The organism is Curtobacterium sp. P97 (assembly GCF_023712445.1).
In the GTDB taxonomy this organism is placed as follows: Bacteria; Actinomycetota; Actinomycetes; order Actinomycetales; family Microbacteriaceae; genus Curtobacterium.
On sequence record NZ_JAMAYF010000196.1, the window covers coordinates 1 to 408 of the forward strand.

Here is a 408-nt window from a genome sequence, read left to right on the forward strand (position 1 = left end):
CTGCGCCGCCTGCTCACCCGGCGCACCTGGTCGGGCACCGGCCGCGTCGTCGTCGTCACCGGCGGGGCCGGCGGCATCGGCAGCGTGCTGTGCCACCGGCTGGCCGGGCGCGGGGCGTCGGTGGTCGTCGTCGACCGCGACGGCGGGCGCGCCGCGGCGGTGGCCGCCGGCCTGCCCGGGCCCGGGCAGCACGTCGCGCTCGCCGGCGACCTCACCGACCCCGCGCGGGTCGAGGCCGTGCTGGCCGAGGTCGGGAGCCGGTACGGCCGGGTCGACGTGCTGGTGAACAACACCGGCATGACCAGCGCCGAGCGCTTCGGCGAGCGGTCGCTGGCCTCGATCGACCGCGAGATCACCGTCAACACGCTCTCGCCGCTGTACGTGACCCGGTTGGCGCTGCCGCTGCTG

Annotated in this window: 1 protein-coding gene; it reads left to right on the plus strand. The window is 77.7% G+C overall.

The window, feature by feature from the left end:
• A partial coding sequence (locus tag M3677_RS17625; RefSeq protein ID WP_251161229.1) for an SDR family oxidoreductase occupies positions 1 to 408 on the plus strand: 408 nt, incomplete at both ends.